12 protein-coding genes are annotated in these 18409 nt (G+C 61.9%); 6 read left to right on the forward strand and 6 right to left on the reverse strand.

Translation table 11 applies throughout. The annotated features are described in order from the left end of the window. Positions 1 to 67 precede the first annotated feature (67 nt). The 3 genes from GR197_RS06580 to rocF form a co-directional block, all read right to left on the reverse strand. Entirely contained in the window at positions 68 to 544 is a 477-nt protein-coding gene (locus GR197_RS06580) for a chemotaxis protein CheW (RefSeq protein WP_007632607.1), read from the reverse strand. A 249-nt stretch (positions 545 to 793) separates the two neighbouring features. Next, positions 794 to 1993, reverse strand: coding sequence for an ornithine--oxo-acid transaminase (gene rocD / locus GR197_RS06585; RefSeq protein WP_164007766.1), 1200 nt, complete (start codon positions 1991 to 1993; stop codon positions 794 to 796). 31 nt (positions 1994 to 2024) lie between these two features. Continuing rightward, positions 2025 to 2960, reverse strand: a complete 936-nt coding sequence (gene rocF, locus GR197_RS06590) for an arginase (protein ID WP_164007768.1) — start codon at positions 2958 to 2960, stop codon at positions 2025 to 2027. 123 nt (positions 2961 to 3083) lie between these two features. On the opposite strand from rocF, the gene GR197_RS06595 reads away from it, so the two are divergent. Then, a complete protein-coding gene (locus GR197_RS06595) occupies positions 3084 to 3521 on the forward strand; it encodes an Lrp/AsnC family transcriptional regulator (RefSeq protein ID WP_348643245.1) in 438 nt (145 codons plus the stop codon). A gap of 6 nt (positions 3522 to 3527) precedes the next feature. On the opposite strand, the gene GR197_RS06600 is transcribed toward GR197_RS06595, so the two are convergent. From GR197_RS06600 to GR197_RS06610, 3 genes are all read right to left on the reverse strand, one after another. Then, entirely contained in the window at positions 3528 to 9950 is a 6423-nt protein-coding gene (locus tag GR197_RS06600; protein WP_164007981.1) for a translocation/assembly module TamB domain-containing protein, read from the reverse strand. A 54-nt stretch (positions 9951 to 10004) separates the two neighbouring features. Next, a complete protein-coding gene (locus GR197_RS06605; RefSeq protein WP_204330086.1) occupies positions 10005 to 11933 on the reverse strand; it encodes an autotransporter assembly complex protein TamA in 1929 nt (642 codons plus the stop codon). Between the two features lie 170 nt (positions 11934 to 12103). Beyond that, positions 12104 to 12361, reverse strand: a complete 258-nt coding sequence (locus GR197_RS06610; RefSeq protein WP_164007771.1) for a YMGG-like glycine zipper-containing protein — start codon at positions 12359 to 12361, stop codon at positions 12104 to 12106. 323 nt (positions 12362 to 12684) lie between these two features. Here GR197_RS06610 and hemA point away from each other — a divergent pair, with 323 nt between their 5' ends. From hemA to GR197_RS06635, 5 genes are all read left to right on the forward strand, one after another. Further along, positions 12685 to 13899 carry a 5-aminolevulinate synthase gene (gene hemA / locus GR197_RS06615; RefSeq protein ID WP_164007985.1) on the forward strand — a complete coding sequence of 405 codons (1215 nt, stop codon included), beginning with the start codon at positions 12685 to 12687 and terminating at the stop codon, positions 13897 to 13899. Positions 13900 to 14257: 358 nt separating this feature from the next. Then, the gene (locus tag GR197_RS06620) at positions 14258 to 15235 is read left to right on the forward strand and encodes a substrate-binding domain-containing protein (RefSeq protein WP_164007773.1); all 978 of its coding nucleotides are present in this window, start codon (positions 14258 to 14260) and stop codon (positions 15233 to 15235) included. Between the two features lie 68 nt (positions 15236 to 15303). Next, entirely contained in the window at positions 15304 to 16542 is a 1239-nt protein-coding gene (locus tag GR197_RS06625) for an ABC transporter substrate-binding protein (protein ID WP_164007776.1), read from the forward strand. 75 nt (positions 16543 to 16617) lie between these two features. Then, positions 16618 to 17535, forward strand: a complete 918-nt coding sequence (locus GR197_RS06630) for a carbohydrate ABC transporter permease (RefSeq protein ID WP_164007778.1) — start codon at positions 16618 to 16620, stop codon at positions 17533 to 17535. Continuing rightward, the gene (locus tag GR197_RS06635) at positions 17532 to 18395 is read left to right on the forward strand and encodes a carbohydrate ABC transporter permease (RefSeq protein WP_164007780.1); all 864 of its coding nucleotides are present in this window, start codon (positions 17532 to 17534) and stop codon (positions 18393 to 18395) included. The genes GR197_RS06630 and GR197_RS06635 overlap by 4 nt, the downstream gene beginning before the upstream one ends. Positions 18396 to 18409: the final 14 nt, after the last annotated feature.

Here is an 18409-nt window from a genome sequence, read left to right on the forward strand (position 1 = left end):
CGTGTAATACTGCAATAAAAAACCGCCCGAAGTGGGCGGTTTTTTATAGTTGAATCGTTTAAGCGGATCAGGCCGCCAGTTCGTCCGTCTCGTTTTCCTTGAACATCTTGGCGAGGTTCAGGAAGCAGATCATGCCATTTTCTGAAGCGATGATGCCTTCGCAATAGGCGCGGTCGAAGGACGCGGTCACCTCAGGCACCGGCTGGACCTGGCTGGACGAGATGGTGAGAATATCCGAGACGCGGTCGACGAGCATGCCGATAACCATGCTGTGAACTTCGGCGACGACAATGGCGCTGCGCTCGTTGGCAACGGTGCTCTTCATGCCGAGCTTGTAGGCGAGGTCGATGATCGGGATCACCGAGCCGCGCAGGTTCATGACGCCGATGACATCGGCCGGCGCATGCGGGATCGGCGTCGACGGCGCCCAGCCGCGGATTTCGCGGATGGTCGTGGTCTTGACGCAGAATTCCTGATCATGCAGGCGGAAGGCAATGATCTCGAGCGTATCGCCGCTGAAGCTAGTGGAATTGATCGTGGCCATAGAATTCTTCCCAACTGTCGTAAGCCAGGGCAGAAGCAGGCGCGCCACCATTGGCACGGACGAGCTTTGCCTTCACACCACGCGATGACATTGCTTTTCGCGAAGCATCGTTACGGTTACTGACGACATTAACGGAAGAGTGTTGCCCAAATCTAAATTGGCAGGCCAGATGGCAAAGGTTTTCTGCCTCGGGCGGAAGCCGGCGACCCGCAAATGCGTGGCCGGCGCCGAACAACTCGACGATCCGGCTCAGGTGATCGTCTTTTCAATCTGCGAGACCGCCCAATCCACCTGCTCTCTTGATATGATCAAGGGCGGGGCGAGGCGGATCGTATGGTCGTGGGTATCCTTGGCGAGAAGGCCGCGCTCCTTCAGCGCATGGCAATATTGCCGTGCGCCGCCGGCTTCGGGTTCCAGTTCGACGGCCATCATCAGGCCGCGGCCGCGCACGTCCCTGACGATGTTCGAACGGATCGATCTGAGGCCTTCGAGGAAATAGTCGCCCATCTCAGCGGCGTTCTCGATCATGCCCTCTTCCGTCAGCACCTTCAGGGCGGTGCGCGCCACCGCGCAGGCGAGCGGATTGCCGCCGAAGGTCGAGCCGTGCTGGCCGGGCTTGAGCACACCTAGAACCTCGGAATTGGAAAGCACGGCCGAGACGGGATAGAAGCCGCCGGACAGCGCCTTGCCGATCAGCGTCACATCGGCCTCGATGCCTTCGTGTTCCTCGGCCAGCAGCTTGCCGGTGCGGCCGAGGCCGGTCTGAATCTCGTCGAGAATGAGGGTGACGTTGTTATCAGTGCAGAGCCCGCGGATGCGGGTGAAATAACCGGCCGGCGGGATGACGACGCCAGCTTCCCCCTGGATCGGCTCGATCAGGGCGGCCACCGTATTGCCGTTGATGGCGGCGGCGAAAGCCTCGGCATCGCCGAAGGGAATGATGCGGAAACCGGCGGTGTAGGGGCCGAAGCCGGTGCGGGCGTCGGGATCGGTGGAGAAGCTGATGATGCTCAGCGTCCGGCCATGGAAATTATCGGCGCAGACGATGATCTCCGCCTTGCCTTCCGGTACGCCCTTGACCTCGTATCCCCATTTGCGCACCGCCTTGATGGCGGTTTCCACCGCCTCGGCGCCGGAATTCATCGGCAGGATCTTATGCGAGCCGGTGAGGGCCGCGAGTTCTTCGTAGAGATAGGCGAGCTGGTCGTTGCGGAAGGCGCGGGAGGTGAGTGTCAGCCTGCCCGCCTGCTCGACCATGGCGGCGAGGATCTTCGGATGGCAATGGCCCTGGTTGACGGCGGAATAGGCCGAGAGGCAATCGAGATAACGATTGCCGTCGGTATCCCAGACATAAACCCCTTCGCCGCGCGTCAGCACGACGTCGAGCGGCTTGTAGTTGTGGGCGCCGAGCCGCTGTTCCGTGGCGATCAGTTTTTCCGAAGTGTTCATGGCCGTTCTCCCTTTATGCGGCGTGGGCCGTCTATGCGGCACGGGTTGGGCGATCGAAGATGCGGCGGCCGAAGAGGCTTGCCGTCAGCTCCACCAGAATGCGGGCGCTCTTGCCGCGATCGTCGAGAAACGGATTGAGTTCAACGAGATCGAGCGACGAAACGAGGCCGCTGTCGGACAGCATTTCCATCACCAGATGCGCCTCGCGAAAGGTCGCGCCGCCAGGCACTGTCGTGCCGACGCCGGGGGCGATTTCGGGGTCGAGGAAATCGAGGTCGAGGCTGACATGCAACAGGCCGTTCGCCTTGGCGACGATACTGACGATCTCTCGCATGATGGCGCCGATGCCCTGCTCGTCGATGGCGCGCATATCGAAAACGTTGACGCCATGTTCGTGGATTTCCTCGCGTTCGCGCGCATCGACCGAGCGGATGCCGACCTGGAAGACATTCTTCGGGTCGACGAACGGACGATCCCTAGGAAGAATTTCGGCAAACTCCGCCTCGCCGCAGAAGAAGGCGACGGGCATGCCGTGAATATTGCCGGAGGGCGAGGTGGTCGGGGAATTGAAATCGGTGTGGGCATCGAGCCAAAGCACGAAGAGCGGCCGGCCTTTGCTGGCGGCGTAACGAGCCATGCCGGAGACGGTGCCCATGGAAAGGCTATGGTCGCCGCCGAGGATCAGCGGAAAACGGCCGGAGGCGGCCACGTCGTGGACGCTGCTTTCGAGAGCCCGCGTGAAGGCGCCGACGATCCTGAGATTATGGGCCTTCGGATGATTCGGCAGGTCCATTGCCGGCACAATCCTCAGATCGCCGATGTCGGCGACGTCATGGCCAAGCTCGATCAGTGTCTGGTCAACGCCGGCAATGCGCAGCGCCGCAGGCCCCATGGCAGCGCCTCTGCGGCCGGAGCCTTCTTCCAGCGGCGCGCCGATGAGGGTGACAGATTGTGATTGGGCATTCATCTAAGGGGCTCCATGTTGAGGCCGGTTTCGGCCGATATTGGGTTAAAGGGCTGGCGGCAAAAAGATGGAAAAATGTAAGAAATGGAGTATGATTGCGCAGGTTGATAAATCTATTTTGACAAAGTGATCAGCGTGGACGATCTCGATACTGAGCTCCTGAGTGCACTTCGCCACAATGCCCGGATTTCCGTCTCTTCGCTTGCGGCGATGACCGGCGCATCGCGGGCAACGGTTGCCGCCCGGATCGACCGGCTGGTCGCCGGGGGCACCATTGTCGGCTTCACCATCCGCACCGGTCATGAGACCCGGTCGGCTGGGGTGCGCGCCATCGTCATGATTGAGGTGCTCGGCAAGCTCGCCGATAGGGTGGCCGATCAGTTGCGGGGTCTGCCGCAAGTGCGCGCGCTTCACAGCACCAACGGCAAATGGGATTTCGTCGCCGAACTCGAAGATCGCGACCTTGCGTCATTCGACGAGACGCTGCGACGCATCCGGCTGATCAACGGCATCAACTCGACCGAGAGCACTATTCTGCTTAAGACCAGCAAGATGGGTTTTTAAGCCGGCTCAATATTCCCGTTCGTAGACGATGCCCGCTTCGCCCGCACCGTTGCCGCCGGCAGCACCCCGCAGTTTAACGCCGCGGCCGACATCGAGGTTGATGATTGCCTTGGCGCCGGCCGCTCCGCCCTGCTGCAGTTCGAAATAGGTGCGGTCGTTGAGATAGCGCCCGACGCTGACGCTGGTCTGGCCCTTGGAATCGGTGCTGATGTCGAGATCGTCGACGCCGAGTTGGTTACGCAGGCCTTCGAAAAGCGAGTTGGAGCGGTTGCCGGCCAGTTGGCTGACGGCGTCGGCGAGCTGGGCGATCTGCACCGGCGAGAGCTTCGACATCGACTGGCCAAAGATCAGCTGTGCCAGAACCTCGTCCTGCGGCAGTTGGGGCGAGGAGGAAAAGGTGATCGCCGGGTCGGTGGCAAGGCCGGCGACGTCGACGGTCAGCGTCGTCGAACCGGAAGCCGAGGTCGCTTCCATATCAAGGGCCGGCGTCAGGTCGCCGGCAAAAGTGATCCGGCTTTTGTCGGTGAAATCCAGGCGGCGGTTGAGAATGGTCAAGCGACCGCGGCGCATGGTGAATCCGCCGGTCACGATGGGCGCTGCCGCCGTTCCGCTGATCGTCACACGGCCGCCGAGCTCGGCATCGATGCCGCGGCCGCGCACGAAAATATGCGAGGGCGCGTCGATTTCGAGATCGAGGGTGATCGTCGAGGATTTTTCGCCGGGTTTCCGTTCGCCGTCGTCGCGCAGTTGCGCAAGTACTGCCCGCGGCGCATTCTTATGGCGGATGTCGATCTGACTGAGCGAGGTCGGCAATTTTTCCGGGACGGTGATCGAGGTCTTGTCCAGGCGAAGCTTGCCGCTCAAAGTCGCATTCATAATCGGCCCGCGCAGGGCGATCGTGCCGTTGACTGTCGAGACGACAAGCGTTCCATCGACATAGACCGCCTTGTCGAGTTTGATCGAAATGTCGGCGGGAAAGCCACCGGCCGGCTGGATGCCGATGGTGCCGCTTGCCGAAATCGTGCCGCCGCCGCCAAGATTGCCGCTGAGGCGCGATATCACGGCTTGGCTGCCATTGAAGGTCACGGTTGCGGTCAGATTGTTGACGGCGAGATTGCGCCGCACGTCGACAAGCTTCGCGCCTGATGTCGAGACAGTGCCGTTGATGACGGGGGCTGCGGCCGTTCCGCCAACCTGCAGGTTGACGGTGGCGACGCCATCGGCGACGAGGCCCTGCTGCGCCAGCGGCGCGCCGAGCACGGCGAAAGGAAGATTGCCGTTGAAGCGCATGTCGATGGCGCGATTGCCTGTGATCACAACACTGCCGCCACCCTTCAGCGACATGCCGGCGTCGCCGGCAAGGCTGGTGTCGACCGTCAGTCTGTTTCCGGCAAGTTTGCCGGATGCGCCGATGGTGAATGGCGAGAGGCCGGCGCCTTTTGTCTGGCTCGTCGCGGCGTTCTTCCAGTCGACCTTGAAATCGACGGAGGGCGCCGATAGCGCGCCTGATGCCTTGACCGTCGCCGAGACCGCGCCCTCGGCTGCAAGGCCTGGAACAAAGCCGTTGGCAATGGCAGCCGGAACATCGGCGGCGTTCGCCGTGACGTCGATCGACCGGATCGTCGTGCCTGCGATGGCGAGATTGCCGGCGGCTTTCAGCGCAATGCCGCCGCTGCCGTTGAGGGCGGCATCGAAATCGAGTTTGTCACGGGCGTATTTTCCCGTTGCCGTCAGCGCCATACGGGAGAGGCCGGCAGCCTTGGTGTGGCTGGTCGCGGCATCCTTCCAGTCGAGCTTGAAATCGACGATCGGATTTGCCGGCGTTCCCAACGTGACGGCGCTTGCCGAAAGCGTGCCTTCGGCGCCGAGACCGGGAACGAAGGCATTGGCGATATTGGCCGGCAGCGCCGGAATGTCGGCGTTGACCGAAAGATCCCGGATTGCCGTTCCGGCGATCGTGACGCCGCCTGTCGCCTTGGCCAACACCCCGTCCTTGCCGGCGAGGTTGGCATCGAAGTCGACCCTGTCATTGGCGTATTTTCCGGATGCCGCGGCACTCAAGCCGGAAAGACCGCTGCTTCTGGTCTGAGCGGTTGCGGCGTTCTTCCAGTCGAGCTTGAAATCGACGGCGGGTTTGGGCAGCGCGCCGGAGGCGGATGCCGTTCCCGACACCGTTCCTTCAGCGGCGAGACCGGGGACGAAGTCGTTGGCAAGGGCTGCCGGCAGATTGGCAAGATCGGCCTTGACGTCGAGGTTGCGGATCGACGTGCCCGCCATGGCGACATTGCCGGTGGCTTTCAGCGAGAGGCCGTCCTTGCCGCCGAGGTCGGCATCGAAATCGAGCTTGTCGTCGGCAAAGTGTCCCGATGCGGTCAGCGCCAGGCCGGAGAGATGAGCGCTCTTCGTCTGCCTCGTTGCGGCATCGGTCCAGTCGAGCTTGAAATCGGCATTCGGTGCCGCAGGGCTGCCGGCGGCGGATATCGTGCCTGATATCGTGCCGTCCGCCGCGAGATCCGGAACGAAGGCGTTGGCGAGAGCGGCCGGAACCTTGGCGATCGCGGCGTCGAGCTTGATGCTGTCGATCGCCGTGCCGGCAAGCGCGACATTGCCCGCGGCCTTCAGCGACAGGCCATTATTGCCGCTTGCTGCCATATCGAAATCCAGCTTGTTTTCGGCGAATTTTCCCGATGCAGTCACGTCGAGGCCGGCGAGGCCAGCGTGTTTCGTGTGGCGCGTTGCGGCATTTTTCCAATTGAGGTCGAAATCGGCGGCCGGAGCGGAAAGGGATCCGCTGGCCGAGACCGTTCCGGTAATGGCGCCTTCCGCCGCAAGATCGGCGACGAAGCCGTTGGCGATGCCGGCCGGGACGTTGGCCAGGGCGGCGTCGACTTTGACCTCACCGATCGTGGTGCCTGTGACAGCGACATTGCCGTTTGCCTTGATCGACAGGCGGTCGGCGCCGTTTGCTGCCGCGTTGAAATCCAGCTTGTTTTCGGCGAATTTTCCGGATGCGGTGACGCCAAGGGCCGCAATGCCGGCATGCTTGGTGTGGCTCGTGGCAGCACCTTTCCAATCAAGGTCGAAATTGACGGTCGGGGCTGCAAGCGAACCTGCGGCCGAGAGCTTTCCGGAGATCATGCCTTCGGCGGCGAGATCGGCGACGAAGCCATTGGCGATAGCTGCCGGAACATTGGCCAGCGCGGCATCGAGCTTGACGTTGCCGATCGTCGTGCTTGTCACGGCAAGATTGCCGGTTGCGTTTACCGACAGCTTGTCGGCGCCTGATATCGCTGCGTCGAAGTCGAGTTTGCTGTCGGCGAATTTTCCTGAAGTCTTTACCGCGAGATCGGCAAAACCGGCGCGTTTCGTCTGGCTCGTCGCAGCGCCTTTCCAATCGAGATCGAAATTGGCGGTTGGCGCATCGAGAGAGCCAGAGGCCGAGACCTTTCCGGTAATCGCGCCTTCGGCGGCCAGATCGGGAACAAAACCATTGGCGATGCGGGCGGGCAGATTGAGAATATCGGCGTCGACGTTCAGGACCGGTGCCTTAGGATCGGCGAGTGCGACATTGCCGGCGGCCGTGAGGGACAGGCCGTCACCGCCGCCGACCGTCGTGTCGAAATCAAGCTTGTTATCGGCGAATTTGCCGCCGGCGGTGATGCCGAGCGGCGCCAGCCCGGCTCCCTTGGTCTGGCCGGTCGTCGCATCCTTCCAGTCGAGCTTGAAGTCGGCGACGGGTGCGGCCGGCGTTCCGGTCACGGCAATCGTTCCGGAGATCGTGCCGCCGGCCGAAAGGTTCGGCACGAAACCGTTGGCGAGAGCCGCCGGCAGGTCGCGAATGTCGGCATCAAGCTTCAGCGTCTCGCCGGCCGAACCGGTAACGCTCACCGAGCCGGTGCCTGTTTTCAGCGTCAGCCCGGTCAGGCTGGCGGTGCCGCCGACAATTGCGACCTGCGTCGGTGCCGCAAGTTCGACCGGGATATTGCGGGGGCTTGCCGAAAAGCGGTCAAGGTTAAGGTTGATCGCCCCATCCGCCATCTCGATATTGCCGGCGGCCAGCACCGGGTTGCCGTCATAGGCGGCATTGAGATCGAAATCGGTCTGGTTCTCCTGCCTGGTGAAACCGAGCGCAAGGCCGGCGAGCTTGTTTGCTCCGGCATTCAGTTCCTCGGCCTTGACCGTGCCGTTTGCCGCAAAAGTGGAGAGATCGCTGACCGTGACATCGATATCCGGCTTGACGATCGCAAGCGTATCACGGCGGATCGATGCGCCTGATGCACGCAGCTTGAGCGCGATCTTGCCATTGTCGCTGGCGACGCCAAGCGATCCCTTGAGATCACCTTCGGCCTTCTGCCCGCCGAGGGCCGCGAGCAGGCCGATATTGGGGAAGTCGAAGGTCAGCGCGCCTGTCGGCTCCAGGGCGGGGGAGAATTCCAGATTGCCGGACAGCCGGTTGCCGCCGATATCGGCGGTCAGCGCCGGAATACGCATCCGGCCGTTCTCAGAGCTGATATCGGCGTTGAGGTTGATCGGCTGGCCGTCGATCGTGCCGGTGGCGGCGATCCTGCCCTGCGGCGCCTTGGGATCGGCGAGACCCGACAGGTCGATATTGAGATTGCCGAGCGCGCGGTCGGCCATTTCAAGGTTGGCGGCCTTGAGATTGGCAGTCACGGAGATTGTGGGGAGCTCACCGCCAACTCTCAACGCATAAGCCGCGCCGCCGATGGCGCCGGGGATCAGTTTGCCAACGTCGGGCAGCCGGCCGGAGAGATCGGCGTTCAGCATCGAGCCGTCGAGCACGACGTTGCCGGCGGCCTCGAGCGTGCCGGATTTGAGCACGAGGTTGGACAGCGCGAATTTCGACGGGATGGTGCCGACCACCTGGCTTTCGAGTGAGATCGGTCCGTCGAACCTGGCCGTCACCGCAGCCGGCAGGGCTGCCGGAGCGATGGTGAGCTTGGTGTTGCCGGTCAGCGCTTGGTCGGTCAGCCGATAGGAGCCGTTGAGGCTGCCGTTGATATTGGCGCTTTCGACAGTGGTGCCGTTGAAGCCGATGCTGCCTGGCGTTATCTGCAGAGGCGAGGCGATCGTGACCGGGCCCTGGACGGCGCGATTGAGGTTCGGCTCTGCAAAACTCGCGTCGCCGGCAACGAGGCGCAGCTGGACGCTGCCGGAACGGGCGGCGAGATTGAAGGCGTCGCTCTTTGCCGTCAGCTTGACGTTGCCGATATTGGCCTGGGGCAAGGTTGCGGTATCGAGCGAGCCGCTGACATTCAACCGGGCCGCCTGCGCATCGCCGGTCAGGGCCAGGTTGAGGCCTGATATCAGGAAACGTGCTTCGCCTTCGGCGAGCGGCCAACGGAAATCGACAGGCCCAGAGGTGCCGAGCAGATTGGCGTTCAGGCTATTGTTGCCGGCCGGATCAAGCGTGCCGGAGGCGGCGATGACAACGCTGCCGGTGGCGATATTGCCGGTCTGAATATCGAACTTGCCGTGGTTATCGAAGGTGGTGGCAAGATCGATATTGGTCTGGCCTGAAAAAAGCGGACGGAAAGCCGAGGGAAGCAGCGAGCTCAGGTCGCCGCCGCCCTTGAGGTCGAGGTGGTGCAGCCCGTCTGCTGTGATCTGATGCCGGCCTTCGATTGCGGCGCGCTGCTGTCCGTCGAGGGCCGCCTGCAATTTGCCTTTCCAGTCGGATATCGGTCCCTGGCCGTCGAGATCGATGTTGACGGCAGGATCATCCGGCAGGCCGAGAAAGCCGGCCAGCAGCCCGCCCTTCGGTTCGGACAGCTGTGCCTTCAGTCGCAGCCGGTTTTCGGCCGGCGCATAGGCAATGTCGGCGGCAAGCCGCGCATCCGGGACGGCATGACGGCTGACATTGACGACCGCCTCGCCGCCATCGCCGTTCGCCGAAAGACTGCCTTCGGCGGCAAGCGCAAAAGCGCGCCCGGCAAAGGGTTCGGCCAGTTTGATGTCGGGCAGCGCGACGCGGTCGATGTCGACCTTGATCGGAAGACTGAACCCGCCGGCATTTTCCGCTCCGGGCCGCGAGGGCAGGGTGCGTATCGGCTTGCGCAGCACGTCGATCGTTTCGATCTCGAATCGTTTGGCGTGGAAGGTTCCAGTCAGCAGCGCCAGCGGGTTCCAGTCGATCGCGATGCCGTGAATTTCCGCAAACACGCCCCTAGTGTCGGAAATCGAGATCTCGGCGGCGCGAAGCCCGCCGGTCAAAAGGCCTTGCGGTTCACGCACGGTAATCGTCATGTCGCGGTTGGAAAGCGTTGAGGCTATCTTTTCGGTGACGATGCGGGCGCCAAAGGCGGTGAAGCCGAAGATCGCAAGGGCCAGGACGGCAAGAATCAAGGTGACGCCCACGCCATAGGCGGTGAGCCGTAAGATCCAGTTGACGATTTTTGCCAGCGTTTGCATCGGCGCGGACACTACCCCGTTTTCATAATGGCTCACAAATCGGAATCGGCAATTCTAGAAGGACTGGCCGATGCCGGCGTAGATTCCATAATCTGTGCCATCTTCGTACTTGTTCAGCGGCATGGCAAAATCAAGCCGCAGCGGGCCGAAAGGCGTCGCATATCGTATGCCGGCGCCGGCGCCGGCGCGGATATCGGAAAAACCGGGAAAGGTGCTGTCCGATACCGTGCCGACATCGATGAAGGGCACGATGCCGATCGTATCGGTGATCTTGATGCGGGCCTCCAGCGAACCTGTGACATAGGAGCGGCCGCCGGTGGGGTCGCCATTATCGTTATAGGGCGAGATTTCCTGAAAGCTGTATCCGCGCACCGAGCCGCCGCCGCCGGCAAAGAAGCGCTGCGTGGCGGGAATGTTCTCGATGCCGCCGCCGCCGATCAGCACGCCGGCGGCGACCTTGCCGGCCAGCACCACGCCGTCCTCGGCGCCGAACGGCAGATAGCCGGAGATCGAGCCCTGGAATGCCGCATAGGGCGTGGCGTTGAAGATCTCGTAGCCGGGTTTGGCCGAAAATGTTGCGCGATAACCTTCGGTCGGGTTGAACTTGTCGTCGCGTGCGTCGCGGTCATATTGCAGCGGCAGGGTGAAGGTCAGATAGTCGTTGGTGCCGAAGGCGTCGTCGTCGCGTTCCCAGCTGAGCTCGCCGCTCCCCGAGATCGTGTCCCGGTCGGTGAGCTCGTAGGACAGGCCGAGCGAGGCGGTTACGAGCGTTGCATTATAGGCATCCGGATTTTCTGTCTTGGCAACGATGCCGGCCTTCAGCGTGGCGGCCGGGAAGAAGGCGCCGGGCTTGGTAAACAAAATACCGGCGGAATAGTCGAGGTTGCCGACATCGGTGGTTTCGCCAAGCCGCGAGACCGATCCCTCGATCCGCAGCGTTTCGGCTTCGCCGAACAGGTTGCGATGGCCCCAATAGCCCTGGATGCCGAAGCCGTCGGTGGTGGAATATTGCGCGCCGACGCCGAAATAGCGCTGCTTGCCTTCGGAAACCTCGATCGTCATCGGCAGCGTGCCGTCCGGCGCCAGCGCATCGCCTTCGTGGATGGTGACGCTTGAAAAGACGCCGAGGGCGCGAAGCCGCTCGCCGGCTTTTTTCAGCGTTTCCGGGGAATAGGCTTCGCCCTTGTCGAGCCGGGAATAACGCTGGATGAAACCTGGCTTGACGGTCTTTTCGCCGGTGACGCCGACATCGCCGATCGGAGCGACCGGGCCACCTTCGGCCGCAAGAACGATGTCGACGGTGTCGCTCCTGTGGTCGGCGACGACCTTGCGTTCGGTCAGCTTGGCAAACGGCCGGCCCTCGCTCTTCAACTGCTCGATGATCTTGTCGCCGGCCTTGATGATGGCAAGCGAGCCGGCTTGAGCGCCCGGGGCAAGATCGTAATCGGCGGGGTTGTGGCTTGCGGCATCGCCGCCGAACTGGACCTCCCTGACCTTGAAGATCGGGCCCGGCGCAATGTCGACGGTGACCGGGACGGGCGCCGATCGGTCGAATGTCGGATTGGGCGGCAGGTCGTCGATATTCTTGCCGTCGATGGTGATGGTCACCACGCCGCCATAGCGGGCCTTTTCATACAGGGTGGCGATCAGCCGCTCACGGTCGTCGCGGGCCTTGACGACGACGCCGAGATCGCCGGAAACCGGCTGCTTCTGGTCACCGACAAGACGGGAGCTATTCTCAAGCGCTTCTTTCAGGTCGGGATCGGCGGTGTCGGCCTTGAGGTCGACATGATAGCGCACCGGATCGGGCACCTGTTGACCTTCGTCCTCGTCCTTGCCGAAGATGGTCATGCCGAAAAGCTTGAAGGCGTAAGCGTCGCCGATCAGGACCGGTGAGAACGCAGCTGCCGCTGCGACCACCATCATGGTGCCTGTTCGCCGATACGCAGTACCTGTTTTCGGGCCTGTCCCTCTAATCCGCATACGCCGCTTTTGGTTACGTCAATAATGAAGCTTCGTTGCCCAGCCGTGAACAGCTTAGCGACAAAAACGCGCGGGGTGTACCATTTTAAATTGCCCGCGCGCTAATTTAGTACAAAAAATCCCGGAGGTGTGTCCGGGATTTCCTGAATGTGCCGATTTGCGCGCAGTTCTCAGCGCGGGCAAGTGTCGATGTAGCGGCGGCCGTAGCGGTCGCGATAGTAGCACTGGCCGGGCTGTTCGGCGACGCTGCCGATCAGTGCGCCTGAGACGCCGCCGATAGCGGCGCCGACCGCCGCGCCACGAACATTACCGGTGACGACGCCGCCGATGACGGCGCCCGATGCAGCGCCGATGCCGGCGCCCTGCTGGGTCGGCGTGCAGCTTGCGATCGACAGGCCGACCAATGCGAGTATGACAGCTTTCTTCATGTTTTTCTCCGAGGTTGTTGCCCAGCGGGCAAAGGCCGTCCCTATTATTTTTTCTCAGGCTAGACCGAAAACTATGTCGGAAGAAAGGGTTGTCCACTGCCGCGCCGATTTTTTTGCGGTAGCGGATGTCGTCGTGCTCTAGGCGATTGGCAGATTCCGACCGGTCTGCCTGATCAATTTCCTTGATCGACACACGCAGATTTTTTATCTGGAATCATTCAAAAAACTGGGCCTTTTGCCGCAGTTGATGGTAAAGCAAAGTGTAAGCATTGACGCGCGGACGTCCGGTCGGCAAGAACGGCCGCGCGATACTGGAGCAGATGATGGATTTCGAAGCGTTTTTCAAAAACGAGCTGGACGGGCTTCATGCCGAGGGCCGCTACCGCGTTTTTGCCGATCTCGAGCGCCACCGCGGTAATTTCCCGCGCGCAACGCGCCATACCGCTGATGGCGAAAAGGAAGTCACGGTCTGGTGCTCCAACGACTATCTCGGCATGGGCCAGAACCCGAAGGTGATCGAGGCGATGAAAAACGCCATCGACCACTGTGGCGCGGGTGCGGGAGGCACCCGGAATATTTCTGGCACCACCCATTATCACGTCATGCTCGAGCGTGAACTTGCCGATCTGCACGCCAAGGAATCGGCACTGATCTTCACATCGGGCTATGTGTCCAACTGGGCAGCGCTCGGCACGCTCGGCGCCAAGATCCCCGGCTTGATTATCTTCTCCGACGCGCTGAACCATGCTTCGATGATCGAAGGCATCCGTCATGCCAAGTGCGACAAGGTGATCTGGAAGCACAATGACGTCGCCGATCTCGAAGCCAAGCTTAAGGCCGCCGATCCGAAGGCGCCGAAGCTGATCGCCTTCGAAAGCGTCTATTCGATGGATGGCGATATCGCCCCGATCAAGGAAATCTGCGACCTCGCCGACAAATACGGCGCGATGACCTATCTCGACGAAGTGCATGCGGTCGGCATGTACGGCCCGCGCGGCGGCGGCATTGCCGAGCGCGAGGGGTTGATGGACCGGCTGACCGTCATCGAGGGCACGCTCGGCAAGGCTTTCGGGGTGATGGGCGGCTATATCGCCGCGTCTTCAGCACTTTGCGATTTCATCCGCTCGTTTGCCTCCGGCTTCATCTTCACCACGGCGCTGCCGCCGGCGCTTGCTGCCGGCGCCGTCGCCTCGATCCAGCACCTGAAGGTCAGCCAGTTCGAGCGCGCCCGCCATCAGGACCGGGTGCGCAAGCTCAGGATGTTGCTCGATCAGAGCGGCATTCCGCATGTGCCCAATCCGAGCCATATCGTGCCGGTGCTGGTCGGCGATGCCGCCAAATGCAAGTGGATTTCCGACCTGTTGCTCGACAATTGCGGCGTCTATGTCCAGCCGATCAACTATCCCACCGTGCCGAAGAAGACCGAGCGGCTGCGCATCACCCCGACGCCGCTGCATTCGGATGCCGATATCGTCCATCTGGTCGAGGCGCTGCATTCTCTCTGGTCGCGCTGCGCGCTGGCAAGGCACGTCGCCTGATTTTTCGATGATCGCTTAGTCATAGGTCAGGACCTCCATTGGAGGTCCTGACTGCGATCGTCCTGTTTCCGCAAGGGCGCGCCTGCAGCTTCCCTGCGCCTGCCTAGAATTTTACCCGCGCTGCTTCGGTCTCAAGACCACGATATATCGCAATCGGTTCAATCGATGCGCTCGGATCTTCCTCTGCGTTCGCATTTATCCGCGCACTGCCTTTCTCTGATCCTGATCTCTCAGTTTGCATGGAAAAACCTTTTCTCACTTGACATAGCGATTGGTAAAAGCTTTTCTCAAGCCACTTCAGAAGGAGGAAACTCTGAACATAGCGGGAGGAAAAAGAGGCAGGATCACCATCCATAAGGTGGCCGCGGCTGCCGGGGTGAGCATTTCGACGGCGTCGAAGGCGCTCAACGATACCGGCCGGATGGGCGCGGAAACACGCGAGCGGGTAAAGCGGATCGCCGGCGAAATCGGCTATCGGCCGAATGCGCTGGCGAGAGGGCTTCTCAGCAAACGCAGCTTCACCATCGGGCTGCTGACCAACGACACTTACGGCCGTTTCACCCTGCCGGTGATGGCGGGTATCTCGGACGCGCTCGTCGATCACGGGGTTTCGGTTTTCCTCTGCGCTATCGAAGACGATCCTGCGCTCGCCCAGATCCATGTCGATGCGATGCTCGACAAACAGGTCGACGGCATCATCGCCACGGGAAAGCGGCTGGACAGGCGTCTGCCTGTCGATCTGTCGAATTTGCATGTGCCTGTCGTCTACGCCTTCACCGAGGGGACGCAGAACAGTGTCACCTTCCGTTCGGACGACGAACAGGGGGCGAGACTGGCGGTGGAATGGCTCGCCAAGGTCGGGCGGCGGCGGATCGCCCATATCACCGGGCCGGAAGAGTTCTTTTCGGTGCGCGAGCGGGCCGGCGCCTATCATGCAGTGGCCGGCCACCGCGAGCCGGTGCTCTACGGCGTCTGGTCGGAAAGCTGGGGCCATGAGGCGGTGGAGCAGCTTTGGAAGAGGCCGGGAGAAAAGCCCGACGCGCTGTTTTGCGGCAATGACCAGATTGCCCGCGGTGCCGCCGATGCGCTGCGCGAGCGCGGCGTCAAGGTGCCGCAGGATGTCTCGGTGATCGGCTTCGACAATTGGGAGATTGTCGCGGCCCAGACCCGGCCGCCGCTGACGACGGTGGATATGGAGTTGAAGGAGCTCGGGCGGCAGGCCGGATTGACGGTGCTGGCGCTTGCGGAAGGACGGCCGGTCGAGCCGGGCGTGAGGAAATTGCCGTGCCGGCTGATCGTCCGGCAGTCATGCGGGGGCAAAGCCCCCACTGAGTGAGACCAAGGGAAAAGTATCAAGAGAATGAGCAAAGGCGCAGGGAGATGCGCCATATCGGGAGGAGTGTCATGATCAAGCGTCTTTTGGCAGCGACCAGCATCGCCAGCCTATGCCTGTTTTCGGCTGCGTCGGCGGCTGAAAATGTCGAAATGTGGGTTCGCTCCGGCATCGGCGACGCCTTCAAGAAGGTCGTCGAAGCCTATAACTCCGGCCATGAGACCAAGGTCGTGATGACCGAAGTGCCGTTCTCCGAACTGGTGCAGAAATATGCGACGGCAATTGCCGGCGGACAGGCGCCCGACGCGCTGTCGATGGATCTGATCTATAACCCCGCCTTTGCTGCCGCCGGCCAGCTTGAGGATCTGACGGACTGGGCAAAATCGCTGCCCTATTTCAACTCGCTGTCACCGTCGCATGTCCGCCTCGGCACCTATCAGGACAAGATTTACGGCCTGCCGCTTTCGGTAGAGACATCGGTCTTTGCCTGGAACAAGGACCTTTACAAGAAGGCCGGTCTCGACCCGGAAAAGGCGCCTGCCAACTGGGATGAAATCACCGCCAATGCCGAGAAGATCCGGGCGCTGGGTGACGATACCTACGGCTTTTATTTCTCCGGCGGCGGCTGCGGCGGCTGCATGATCTTCACCTTCACGCCGCTCACCTGGGGTGCGGGCGCCGATATCCTGTCTGCCGACAGCAAAAAAGCGACGCTCGATACGCCGCAGATGCGCAAGGCCGTCGATATCTACCGCAACATGGTCAAGAAGGACCTGGTGCCGGCGGGTGCCGCCAGCGACACCGGCGCCAACTTCCTGACCTTCACCAATGGCAAGATCGGCCAGCAGACCCTCGGCGCCTTTGCCATCGGCACGCTGGTGACCGAGCATCCCGACATCAATTTTGGCGTCACCCTCATCCCCGGCGTCGACGGCAAGCCGTCGTCTTTTGCCGGCGGCGACAATTTCGTCATCACCAAGGGCACGAAGAAGATCGACGCGGTGAAGGGCTTCCTCGAATATGTCTATTCGGAGGACGGCCAGAAGATCATGGCGAAATACGGCAGCCTGCCGACACGCGGCGATATCGCCGATAAGGTGCTGGAGGGTCTCGATCCGCGCATGCAGGTCGGCCTCAAGGCGATCAGTGTCGCCAAGACGCCCTATACGCTGCAGTTCAACGACCTGATCAACAGCGCCAACGGGCCGTGGGCGAGCTTCACCAACGCCGCGATCTTCGGCGATGATGTCGACGGCGCGTTTTCCAGCGCCCAGGCGGAAATGCAATCGATCATCGATAGCGGCCAATAACTCTCTCCCGGCCGCGGCCGGGGAGCGGTGGCAGCTTCCCGGCCAAATCCCAACCGACAGATGCGGAGCGTTTCGATGACCGGTTCCGGTCCAGAGATCCTATTGCCTCGGCGCAGGCGACGCCGCCAGTCGAACTGGCGCGGCCTTGCCTATATCGCGCCGGCCATGGCGCTGGTCATCGTCTTCTTCATCATGCCGGTGCTGTTTACCGGATGGATGAGCCTGCACAACTGGCCGCTGATGGGGGCGTCGCGCTGGATCGGCTTCAACAATTATTACCGCATGGTCAACGACACGCGCTTCGTGACGGCGCTCTATTTTACCGCCTATTACACGCTCATCGTCACCATCGCGATCTTCGCCGTCGCCTTTCCGTTGGCAATTTTCGTCGAGAAGGAGCGGCAGTTCGTCAGTGCCTATCGCACGGTGATCTTCCTGCCGGTCGTCGTCGGTCTGGCCACCGCCTCGCTGCTCTGGGTCTGGCTTGCCAATGTCGATAGCGGCTTCATCGGCCCAGCCCTGAAAGCGCTCGGCCTTGTGGAAAAGAGCCCCAATCTGCTGGCGACCTTCGACACCGCCTTTCTGACGATCGTGGTGATGGTCGTCTGGAAGATCGCCGGCTTCACGATGATCATTCTTCTCACCGGGCTGCAGGCCATTCCGTCCGAACTGACGGAGGCCGCCCGCATCGACGGCGCCGGCCGCTGGCAGCGTTTCCGGCATCTGACGCTGCCGCTGATGCGCAAGACGATCGCGCTGGCGCTGATCGTCTCGGTCACCGGCTCGATCCTCGCCTTCGACCAGTTCTACATCATGACCTCGGGCGGACCGCAGAACAAGATGATCTCGGTGGTCTATTACATCTTCAACCAGTCCTTCGTGTCGTTCAATCTCGGTTACGGCGCAGCACTGTCGATCGTGCTGCTCGCTATCCTGATGGCGATCAGCATCGTGCAGCTCTGGCTGCTGCGCGTCGGGGAGGAGCGTCCATGATCACCTCACGGCAACGCCGCGCCCGCAAAGCCTTCCGGGTGAAGTCCGCCTATCATATCACCGGCATCGCCATCTCGATCTTCTTTCTGGCGCCGTTCGTGATCACGCTGCTGTCTTCCTTCCGGCATGGCACCGAGGCCAGCCTGCCGCCGCTGCCGCCATGGCCGACATCCGGCGTCAGCATCGATTCCTACGCGCTGCTCGATACGTTCGGCGCCGGTATCTGGCAACACATGATCAATTCGCTGTTCGTCTCGGTCGCCACCGTGGTGCTGACCGTTGGCGTCAGCCTGCTCGCCGGTTACGGCTTCTCGCGCTATCGGTTCCCGCTGAAGAATGCGCTGTTCGTGCTGATCATCACCACGCTGATGATCCCGTTCCAGTCGATCCTGACGCCGCTCTTCATCATCCTGGCAAAACTCGGCCTCAACAATTCGCTGCTCGGGCTGACGCTCGTCTATGTGACGCTGCAGCTGCCCTTCTCGGTCTTCATGATGCGCAATGCCTTCGACGCGGTGCCGAAGGAGATCGAAGAGGCGGCCCGCATCGACGGTGCCCGCGACCTCCGGCTTCTGGCCCGCGTTCTGCTGCCGCTGGTGCTTCCGGGTGTGGCGACGGTGGCGATCTTTGCCTTCCTCAATGCCTGGAACGAGTTTCTGGCCGCCCTGGTGCTGCTCTCCAGCAATGAGAAATACACCCTGCCGGTGCTGATGACGGCGGTTCGCGCCGGGCGGCTCGGCGCCATCAACTGGGGAGCGGTGCAGGCCGGCGTCGTCGTCATGACGATCCCTTGCCTGATCGTCTTCCTTCTCCTGCAACGCTACTACATGCGCGGGCTGATGGCCGGCGCGGTGAAATGATCATAGGGAAAGTC

The organism is Rhizobium phaseoli, assembly GCF_010668805.1.
GTDB lineage: Bacteria > Pseudomonadota > Alphaproteobacteria > Rhizobiales > Rhizobiaceae > Rhizobium > Rhizobium phaseoli_A.